General features: G+C 37.5%; 7 protein-coding genes. 1 reads left to right on the top strand and 6 read right to left on the bottom strand.

Annotation, left to right across the window (positions count from 1 at the left end):
- Nucleotides 1–92: 92 nt before the first annotated feature.
- The 4 genes from E7276_RS14815 to E7276_RS14800 form a co-directional block, all read right to left on the bottom strand.
- Nucleotides 93–2,663, bottom strand: coding sequence for a bifunctional diguanylate cyclase/phosphodiesterase (locus tag E7276_RS14815; RefSeq protein WP_294219297.1), 2,571 nt, complete (start codon nucleotides 2,661–2,663; stop codon nucleotides 93–95).
- Nucleotides 2,664–2,693: 30 nt separating this feature from the next.
- Nucleotides 2,694–3,362 (bottom strand): DUF6320 domain-containing protein, encoded by a 669-nt coding sequence (locus E7276_RS14810; RefSeq protein WP_294219296.1) that lies wholly within the window; start codon nucleotides 3,360–3,362, stop codon nucleotides 2,694–2,696.
- Nucleotides 3,362–4,609 (bottom strand): hypothetical protein, encoded by a 1,248-nt coding sequence (locus E7276_RS14805; protein ID WP_294219294.1) that lies wholly within the window; start codon nucleotides 4,607–4,609, stop codon nucleotides 3,362–3,364. The genes E7276_RS14810 and E7276_RS14805 overlap by 1 nt, the downstream gene beginning before the upstream one ends.
- A gap of 63 nt (nucleotides 4,610–4,672) precedes the next feature.
- Nucleotides 4,673–5,590 (bottom strand): alpha/beta hydrolase, encoded by a 918-nt coding sequence (locus E7276_RS14800; RefSeq protein ID WP_294219292.1) that lies wholly within the window; start codon nucleotides 5,588–5,590, stop codon nucleotides 4,673–4,675.
- Between the two features lie 200 nt (nucleotides 5,591–5,790).
- On the opposite strand from E7276_RS14800, the gene E7276_RS14795 reads away from it, so the two are divergent.
- Complete coding sequence (locus E7276_RS14795) at nucleotides 5,791–5,988, top strand: YjfB family protein (RefSeq protein WP_294219289.1); 198 nt, start codon at nucleotides 5,791–5,793, stop codon at nucleotides 5,986–5,988.
- Between the two features lie 61 nt (nucleotides 5,989–6,049).
- On the opposite strand, the gene E7276_RS14790 is transcribed toward E7276_RS14795, so the two are convergent.
- Together E7276_RS14790 and E7276_RS14785 are read right to left on the bottom strand one after the other, a co-directional pair.
- A complete protein-coding gene (locus tag E7276_RS14790; RefSeq protein WP_294219286.1) occupies nucleotides 6,050–8,398 on the bottom strand; it encodes an HD domain-containing phosphohydrolase in 2,349 nt (782 codons plus the stop codon).
- A gap of 89 nt (nucleotides 8,399–8,487) precedes the next feature.
- Entirely contained in the window at nucleotides 8,488–10,638 is a 2,151-nt protein-coding gene (locus E7276_RS14785; RefSeq protein ID WP_294219282.1) for an HD-GYP domain-containing protein, read from the bottom strand.
- Nucleotides 10,639–11,240 lie beyond the last annotated feature (602 nt).

Genomic DNA, 11,240 nt, shown 5'->3' with positions numbered 1-11,240 from the left:
TAAATACTAAAAATCCAGGAAATTTTAAAGACCAGTGGAATTTACCATTTCACTGGAATTTACAATTTCAAGTTAGCTATTTTACATACTGATTAGGACGACTGCTTCATCTTCATTTTTCGCTTGTTTTCATACATGTTTGAGTCTGCACGTTCAAAAACATCGGAAACAAAATGATCGTCCTGACAGAATTTAGCCACACCAACAGCCATTGTAACATCACTGTTCTTTGCATTTTTTGCATTAATACGATTGATCTTTTCTATTCGTCTGTCTAGTGCTTCGTAATCTGTGCCCTTGGCAATTACTATGAACTCATCACCACCAGCTCTGTAAACAGGACTGTGTGCAAAGGCTGTACAAATTATCTCACAACCACGGATGATAAAATCATCGCCGGCCTTGTGGCCTAAGGTATCATTGACTTTTTTCAAGCCATTAAGATCACACATAATGATTGCAAATTCTAAATCTTCACTATTTTTGATTTGCTCGTTAAGCTTATCTTCCATATCAAGGTAAGCTCGCTTGTTTTTGACGCCAGTAAGTTCATCAACAACAGCCTTGCTTTCAGCCTGAATAATCTGTTTTTTATACTCAATATCCTTACGTACCTGCTCGTCTACATTGACTACGCCAAATAACAGCTGAGGCCCATTAAGCTCGTCAACTAAGGCACCTTTTAATGACACATAGCGAGGGAAGCCATCCAGATATAATCTGTAGGTGTGTACAAATAATCCATTCTCTTCTATTTGCTTCATAACATGATCTTTTGTTAATACACTAAGCAAATTATCAATGTCTTCTGGGTCTACTACACCCTTACTGTTCTCTGCTGAGTCGCTAAAGAAGTCGTCACCCTCACTTTCAATTTTCAGGTTCTGATATTGGTAAGTAGTTTTATAAAGCCTATAGTGACTAGTTTCAGGGTCAACCGCATAGATGCAAATAAAGTCTCCTGAAAGCGCAGCTATTCTCGAATAAGTAACTCGCTCCTCTTTGATGCGCTCCATAGCTTCCTTCTGGCGCATTTGTGCATCTACATTGCTTATGCCGACAATGATGTGATCATCATCAGCCCTGATTTTTACGGCTTTGAGCATTACGTAAGTAGGTTTGCCGTCAATCATGGCACGATAAGTTATATTGAATACACCATTTTCCTTTATGGCATCCAGTACCTTTTCCTTAGTGAATGAATTAACTACTAGCTCTAGGTCATCTTTATATACCATTCGTGATTCTGAGTCTTTTCTTCCTGAGAAGAAATCCTTACCACGGTTGTCCACAGAAACATCTCGGTGAATTCCATCTGATTTATACTTAACATATTCCTCTGTCTTAGTATTTACAAAGAAAAGCTGTACATAATCCTCTGCTAGCGCTCTAGCCACGTAGTTGTAGGTCAAGGAATCTTCATTCATTGTGGATTCTACTACTGACAAAACAACTATTGTAATGGCACTAACGCCTGTTACATTATTTTCTGCAACCTTCTGAAGCAACACCTGGAAGGATTTTCCAGAGCTTGTACGGTCATCTATTATTCGTCTTTTGCCTGTTTCGGCACACTCGACAATTGATTTTAAAGTGTAATAACCAGGCCCAGATGTAATCTCATCCAGAGAAGCTTTTACATCTCCTATATTTCTTAAAGCTGTAAGTGACAAAAACTTTTTAAAATTTCGATTTGTGCGAACTAAAGATATGTTTTTTCCGTTTACCTCCGCTATAGCCATTGGCATAGTATCAAAATAATCATTTAACTGCTCATCATCATTACCAGAAAAGGACAAATCGTATAAGCTGACCTTGCCCACCTGACTATAATAATCTGATTCTTCAGGATTCTCGAAGCCAATCTGAGTACCATTTCTATAGCGATCAAATATTATTTCCATAGGAATTGGTCTACAATAGTAAAATCCTTGCATTTTGCTACAGCCTACTTCCTGTAGGAAATCAACCTGGTCCTGATCTTCGACACCCTCCGCTGAAGTCTCAATTCCAAGAGCCATAGCCATACGAATTAATTCTGTGATAATGACTCTAGACGTCTCATCAAATCTTATTTGTTGTATCAATCCAATATTTATTTTTAGCAAATCAAAGTGAATGCGCTGCAAAAGAATTGGTGAAGAATCTCCTCCGCCATAATCATCCATCCAAATTTGGAATCCATATTCCTTGAATCTGTCTAGTTGACATAAAACCTGCTCATTATGACGAGCAGTTGCAGCTTCAGCAATTTCAATTGCGATATTTTCACGACCTACGCCCGAAGCATCCACTCGAGAGCATACTTCGCTTACAATATCGCAATAATAGAAATCCATTGTTGAAAGGTTAATAGAAGTTGGTACTACAAAAAGTCCCTCATTTTTCTGAAGAGTCATTTTAGCTAGTACGTGCTCTAGCACATACAAATCAAGCCTATGAACAACATTCACAGCCTCTAAAATAGGTATGAAATCTGGTGGATTTATAATTCCTAGTATTGGATCGTTCCACCTTACCAAAGCCTCTTCATTGCAGACTCTGCCATTTGACGCTCTGACTAAAGGTTGATAATATACCTCAATCCATTCATCCTTTAGTGCTCGGTCAAAGCTTGAAAGCAAATATTTTGCTTTATCCATAGACTCATCTCTAACTATCATGTACACTCCCCAAAAACCACGAAAATTGACTTATACGTTTAATCTCCTTTGTATCTCACTGACTACTTCTCTACCTTTGAAAATGATTGCTCCGACAAAAAGGATAAAGCCTACAAGAAGGCTGACAATCCATTCAACAGGTGATTCTTTTTTCCAAGCATAAAATGCAATGTATGGAATAATACCCATCAAAACATTTGTAAGTAGGTACACCATTGAGTTACCGCTTTTGTCAATCATACATAATGCAAAATTTGCCACCATTGTAGCCATGACCACATTTGGCATTATCCAATAAACATATAGCTTTAAAAAGCCTGTGTAATATGCAGTGATGAAAATCATTGCCATCACCACAACTACCGAAATAGATAAAATCCTTGATGGACTCATGCCTCTTTTGAAAAGTCTAATGATTCCAAACTCAAAGGCAAATAACCACATTAATACAAGCAAGCTCCAGTGAAAATCATCAAACGGTCCAAGTGGCAATCCAAAGAGGAAATCCAAGCCTAATGCTGAAATAATAATTATCCAAACAATAAACAACTGAACCTTGTAAAAAAATGATTGGAATTTAAGTATTGTCTGGGTTGGAAAATATTTATCTTCCGGAGTACCTACCAGCTTGCTCTGGCAGAATGGGCATTTTTTCAAATCTCCGCCCACATCTATTTTACAGTAAGGACAATTCTTCATTAACGAATTACCTCCGTTGCATATGCTTTAACTTTCATTCCATCCTCACTAAGACCACGAACAAAGCCCTTTATAACCTTAGTGTTTGAGTATGGAGATGTGACTCCCATAGTAAGCACACCATTGTAGCTGGACATAACCATAAACAAGTTGGCTGAGCTACAGAAGCCAGAATAATTTTTTATTAGAGGAACAAGCTCCTCAGGTGGTTTCTGAACACCTAAATTAGAAAGAACTACTGACACCTTTTTGTCAGTAACCTTTGAGCCGTAACGAACCACCATTTGCTTAATAAACAGTGGCACCGCTCTGACAGGAATAAAGTATTCCATGGTCTCAAAGTTATCCATCTGCTTTTTAATATTTTCCTCTGTCAAATTTATCTTTAATTTTTCATCGAATTCCTTAGCCAAATCTTCTAGAGAAATATCCTCAGTAAATGTATGAGCTACATTTACGTTGTTAAAGAAATTTCTAGAGGTCTGACTAGGATAATAATTTCTCAGGTTAACCGGCATAGAAACATTAATTGGTGTCTTGCGCTTTCTAGGCGGAGTATCCGCACTAATAGCCAGCATAAGTCTAGCGCCAATGTAGCTAGTAAGGCTGACACCGATTTCCTTTGCCTTTGGAAGAATATCTGCTGTTGGAACCTGTAATTCAAAAAACTGAAGCTGGTCATATGGCAGTTTCAAACCGCCTGGATGGTATGCATACTTAAGAGAAGAAGCTTTCAGGCCCATGCTACCAAAGAATTGCTTGTAGCTATCCTGGTTTAAGTCATCCTCAGATGCCCCCGAATGAACAGTTGTATCATCAAATTTATCAGGATACTTTAATTCTAAATAGTCAAGGACTATTATGTTCAAAAATTCTAATGCTCCAGTGCCATCAGAAATAGCATGAAACAAATCTAAGTTAATTCTGTTTTTGTAATATGTAACACGGTAGTGCAGCATCGCACGGCCTGGCATGTAAAGCCTTGGGCAAACACGTCCATGCTCCTCTGTAACTACCGGCTGAATATCTGTATCCTCCATATAGTGCCAAAAGATTCCTCGTCTAATTCGAACCTGAAATTGTGGTCTAATTTGGATAGCAGATAAAACAGCTTCCTGTAAAATATCTGGATCTATATCCTCCCAGAGGGTACAGCTCACTCGTAATGTTCTGGTATCTCGTTTCGCTGCTGTAGCAAGGAAAACCTTTGCAACATTATCTACTTTGTACCAATTATCTCTAGCCATTGTGTCTCCTATAGTATACAAGTCACTTTAGTCTCCACCTCACTGAGTTTGCAGGTAACTTGTTTATGAATAAATTTCTGCTGATATATATTTTGCCAGACGGTGCATAGCACGTCCTGCCATTGGAATAGGCATCTGCTGATAAACATGCCAACCATCTTTTTCTATATCTATTGTTGCCTTGACACCAGCTCTGTTAAGTTTCTTATGAAGCTTAACACTGTCATCAAGCAGAATCTCATTTTTGCCTACCATGATGTATGTAGGTGGGAATCCATTTAACTCTCCATAAAGAGGGCTATAGAAAGGCTCTGCTGGATTTGCATCGCTTCCAATAGATGCTTCTCTAACTCCCTCCACATAGGCTTTAGTCAAAATTGGATCCTTTGATTTGTATGTCTCATAAGAATCAGAGGTAGCTGTCATATCCGTCCAAGGGCTAAAAAGAATCAACGCTCTAGGTGTCATCCTCTCCTGCTGTATAAGTCGCGCAGTAAGACTCACTGTCAAATGGCCTCCAGCTGAATCTCCAGCCATAAGAATATGGTCTGCCCCATAGCCTTTATTTAATAAATAATTCCAAACAGTTTCTCCATCATCGATAGGGGCAGGGAATTTGTGTTCAGGAGCTAATCTATACTCAAAGGATACCACTGAAAAGCCTGTAGCAAGAGCAAGCTTTGCGGAAAGAATTCTAGAATAGCCCAAGCCACCACAAACGTATCCACCACCATGGGCATACAAAATAATATACTTAGGATTATGTGCCATGTCTGGGGATATCATCTCGCAGGAAATATCTCCAATATTAAAGCTCTCTATTGAAACCTCTCCTGTAGGCGCAGCTAATTTACCAGCTGTATTCATAGCTGCACGCTGACGCTTTAAATCTTCTTCGGTGAGTGATTTGCCACCTATAGAATTAAAAGCCTTGATTGCCTTCATTAAAGGATCATTTAAATTAATCTTTAATAGTGTCATGGACAGTCTTCCCCTTATATCTATTAATTCTATTATAAGTATTTCTACTCATTTTTTCTATTACGATTAAGAAATTAATTCTGAAAACTATTTCACAGTTTTTTCACAATTTAGTCACAGTTTTGCACCATTAGCCCAATCATAAATGATAAAATCCTAGGTGATGAAAAAGATTCGGTCTTTTTTAGGGGAGGCGTAACATGGATATTGCTGAAATTTCTATGAGCTTAAGCCAAAACAAGCTAATGAGCGCTGTAGGAACTGCGATGCTTAGCAAGACGCTAAATATGGCAGAAGGACAGACTGAGCTTTTGACTGAGGGAATTGATATGAGTTCCCCTTCACTCGAGAGTTTAGTATATCCTACTTCAGGAACATCAATAGATTTACGCATATGAGAGTATTTGGGTTTTTATAAGAAAAGGCTTGCCGCATGCAAGCCTTTTTTGGTGTCTTAAATTATCTAATTCGTATATCCGTTAATGCAATTTGGTCTCCTGTGAGAACCACATACACTTCTTTTGTTTTATCCTTTATTATTGTTGTATTTTTTATATTAATTCCTAGATTCTCTGTGGTGGTAACTATTTTATTTCCAGTTCGTTTAATAGTTACTGTGCATTCCATGCCGTTTTTATTTGTTTGCTTCCACACATCCCATCCTGGGAATTTTTCTTCCTTTTTCATAAAGAAGTTGTTCTCGGCATATCTCTCATCGCCTGTTCCTTCACCGTTGAACTTAATTAGTCCATATTCTTTGTAGCCCAGCCCTCTGTGCTGTTTATCATCAGCATAATAAATAACCACATATGGGCAATGCCAAACTAAGTTAGCAGAAGGTAAACTCATAGTGTGAAATCGCAAAGTAATTTCGTCCTTTAGCAGTAATGGTTCCGTATATGCGGAGCGATGCATATCAATTTGAACATTAGGAAGGTCAGATTCCAAACGATTGATGTAGTTGGTTTCATTGACGATTCTTTCAATATCGCCTTCCTGAACAATCCTTCCTGTTGGCTCTACTGAAATGTTCTTAATATGGCATGCTTCACCAGTTACTCCTAAATAAGCAGCAAATGTTTTGTTCGGAAGAGCCACAGTCACATCCACTACCTTTTTTTCACTAATCATTTTTATGAAAACATGATCTTCATATCTGCCTGTAAGCACCTCGTATTTGCCTGGTTTTCCATGATTTTCTGAAACGTCTGTCTTGGTATTTCTAGCGGCAGTAGTTACTATATGACCATCGAACCACATTTCAGCAAATTCTCTATAGCTATATGCCTCTATTGCATTTGGCTTCAGGTGAACTCGTCTGTCATAGGAATCAAACAAAATCAAAGACGGGCCACCAAATTTACCACCTATTTTTCCTGGTTGGCAATCAAAGGTTATTCTCGTAAAGGTATTTTCCATGGTAATACCTTTAGAAACTTCATCTTTATAGTCAATGCAAATGATTTCCTGCTCTATTGGAGCATTAACATATTTTTCCTCGTAGGTATGTTCAATATCCAAAATATGAACCATCAATGCTGCATATTTCGGATCAAATTTTTCACCTGCATCCTTTAAAAGTGCTTCTCTCACCCAGTTATAGGAAAGTGGCTCTCTAGATTTCTTGCTTGTAACCATATTATCGTAAGCATCAGCAACTGCTACTATTCTACAAACCTCAGGTATTTTTTTACCCTTCAAACCATCTGGATAGCCCGTGCCATTATATCTTTCACAGGTGTTTCTTGAATTCTTACTTAGATATGGAAACGCCTTAATGTTTGAAAGTATTTCTTCGCTCAATAATGGCTTTTGTTTCATCTCTTCAGATTCAACATCATTAAAGTCATCCAAATTTGCAATTGTTTCATCAGAAAATCCTATCATTCCTACATCATGTAGCAATGCAGTGTAATATACCTCTTCGCACTCCTTTTCATTTTTGCCTGCGGTGATTGCAATTTTCTTTGCAAGCTCTGCAACACGCAAAGCATGCCCTGCATTATATTTATCTCGTTTTTCAACTGCAGTAACAAAAGCTGTTGCGGTCTGGTCAAACAGACTCTTCATACTCTTTTGCTCTTTTTCTAAATTTGCAAGCTCTAATTCCCTTGTTTTATCTATACGGTTATTTAGATCAACATATGCAAACATATAAAGGGAAATAGAAACCATTACCATTGCCATGTTTACAATAGAAATTCCATATGTAAAAATCTGGATAATTCCCATTACTATTGGCACAAAAATATATAGTATTAATGATACATATATTACTTTACTAAAAGCTCTCCTATAGTGCTGAATCACTGTAAACTGAATAATTGGAACGGTAACAGGTATAATATATGCAACTAGAAAGCCTGGACCTCTGTGATAAACATTGTTCTCGTCAAAGTAGTAATAAAGATTTGTAAAGTGTGCTATCACAGCCAGAATCATGCCCATGATGGAATATACATCAACAGCCTTTAGACGAAATGGTAACTCTTCTACATATTGGCTTTCACGTAACAAGTCTTTTAAATAAAAGTTAAAGACAAAAACAACCATGGATGTCAAAAAGAAAACCATGAAATTTGAAAGTCTAACCATTACATATCCTAAAGGGGACACATCGCCTTTAAACATGTAGGCATATCTATCAAAAGCCAAAAGAAATGTGGCTGTCAGCTCCATGGCAATAAGTATCCATCTTCTCTTTGTGCTTAAGTACCTAGCAAAAAGAAGCAATATGGACATCATTCCACACACAGCACAAAGCATCTGCATTATATTTATTTGATGCTCTCTTATTAAATCAAACATTCTAAAAAACTCCCATACAATCTAGTAAGTCTTCTTGCTTTCATCAGAAAGCAAGAACCGGACTTATTCCTTAGGTAGCCCACAAGAAATTAATTTTTAGCCTCTTGGTTATATTTCTTCAAAATAATCCTTATTTCTGGAATTGCATCCATAAATACCTCTACGCATTTGGCATCAAATTGTGTGCCAGCCCCCTCTTGTATCATTTCAAGAGCTTTCTCCACTGGAAAGGCTGGTTTATAAACTCTAGGTGAGGTTAATGCATCAAACACATCTGCAACAGCCATAATTCTGGCAGAAAGAGGAATAGCCTCTCCGTGAAGCCCCTCTGGATAGCCATTACCATCCCAACGCTCATGGTGATATGCTGCCATATTTCTAGCTTCCTTCAGATAGTTCTCACCCTCAACAGTATCGATGGCCTTCTCCATAATTTTTCGGCCTGCTGTAGTATGTGTCTTTATGATTTCATATTCTTCATCAGTAAGCTTTCCTGGTTTATTCAAAACATTATCAGGAATATTAATTTTTCCAATATCATGAAGTGGGGCTGAACGAACCACATCTGACATAAATTTTGGAGTGATTTTTTCTGCGTAATACCCTTTCTTTTTAAGCCCCTCAACAATTATCTTTACATATGCTGCTGTCTTTTGAATATGAGCTCCTGTATCAGAGTCACGGTTTTCTACCAAGTCCGCCATTGTAATGATCAAACCGTCCTGCATCAGCACTGTGCTTTCAGACAAGCTCTTAACCTGACGCATCTGCTCAGCCTGGTTAGCAGCCATATCGCAAATTGCCTGATAAAGCTTTTGAACCTCATCTCCAGTATAAATATCAATGGACCTAAAGCTTTTAACTGCTTCATCCAAATCCTTTTGATATGCTCCAACCTTTATGAACTTTTCAATTTCCATAACCATACTGCTAAGTGGAAATGAAACAAAATAACCTGTAATCCAAAGACCGGCAGTAATAATCATTACAAAGAATCCTGACAGTACCAAAATAAGACGTAGCATAAAATCCCCAATATACTGGGCCAAATACTGCAGTGTAAAATCAACACCTACATATGCTACAAGTCTGTCATTACTATTTCTCAGTGGATAATAAACAGAAATCAAATCATCCCATGCACCATCTGTTTCAAATCCTACGATTTGTTCTCCTGCTAAAAGAGCTGGAACATACTGTTCAAAGGTCTCTTCAACATGCACTCTTTCACCAGGCTCGTATGGTGGCTCTGCATTTGGATTATTTCTATCTGCAACATCAAAAACGTATGTCACATACTCATTCTCAACAGTAAGCACATACAAATATTTCATGTTAGAAGCGCTTCGCCAAATGTAATAAAGCATATCATCAGTTTCTTTATAGCCAAGTGCCTTAAAGCCGTATTTGATATACTCATCAATTCTATCTGCATCTATAACCTCAGCTGCAGTTTTAGCAGTAGCATAGGCATCATCCACCATTGCGTCCTTCTGGTAGTTATAGTAAAGACGCATACCTATAATCGACATAATACATACGATTGCAATGGAGCTTCCCATAATGACAATGACCATTCTAGTACCGATTGGCATTCTCACACTAGAATCAGCTTCATTTATCTTTTTAATCTGACTAAGTGAAAGCGGCTTCTGTCTCCAACCACTATTCAAAATACTTAGCTGAATACTCTTTGGAACAATCCATTTGATAAACAATGCAAATGCGATTGAAATAGTAATGTTACAAAAATTAGTTGCAATATTCATACATATAAACAAAATGAATTCCACAACTACCGAATCAACATTGAAGCTTTTAATCATCATTGCAAGCAAGCTATTCTGTGGTCCTCCAAACAGTCCCCACTGAACAGCCCCACTAAGCAAACCTGCAATAGTGCTAAGCTTAAAAAGATAAGCAACTATTTTCTTAATAGAATTAAACTTAATCTCTCTAGCATAGCGAGCAGTATACATTGCAATTATGGTATTAATGAAACAGAAATAAATTGCATTAGAATTAAAACCCACCATGCAAATGAAATCTGTAGCTACAGCTGTCATAATTCCAGGGAATGCCCCACCAATCGTAGAAACAGCTATAGTTCCAACTGAATCCAAATAAATTGGAAGATTATAAAGATATGTAATATATGAAAGGCCAGTACCTATAGCAACGCCCAACAAAACGGCGATTACTCTTAGCACACTGTCCCTACGAGCTTTATGTGAGCGCATATTATGTATTTCCCCTCCAAAGTACAAAATCTTATAGCGTTAAAATCACATAAAGGGTAGATATTATACTCTAACTCCCCTAACCATTTGCAATTATTTTAACACACTTTATATACAATAATAGCCATTTGGGGTAATTAGATGGTGAATTTTTCGTTAATTCTTTATATTGTCAAAGTTATTTCATTTAACTTTTTTTCACATTTCCAAAAGATGGTAAGCAATTCACAAATAAACTTTTTTATTTGATTCTTTATTCACATATTAAACATTTTTCCTTCAGAAATAGATTGTACTATTACTATATCGCAAGACAGAAGCGATGAACCATTTTTTTCATAACATTATTCTCCCTTTTAGAAAAGGACGTCCCGCCGACGTCCTTTTCACTTTGTATCTAGGCAACTGCTCACGCCCCTCTTATTCTCAGGCCCCTGTGCTTGCCACTTTCCCTATTTACACCAGGCCCCGCTAGGCATCCCTTCCACCCCGGTAGGTAATACTTCGCAAGAATATTTCGTTTTTCTAATATGCAAAGACTCGCATCTTTTATTAGCATGTGTCTTTCTCATGTCTGGACAATTTTGAAAAAGGTATTTTAT

Origin of the sequence: Pseudobutyrivibrio sp. (assembly GCF_015057185.1) — a bacterium.
Taxonomy (GTDB): domain Bacteria; phylum Bacillota; class Clostridia; order Lachnospirales; family Lachnospiraceae; genus Pseudobutyrivibrio.
This window is presented reverse-complemented; position numbering and strand designations above follow the sequence as displayed.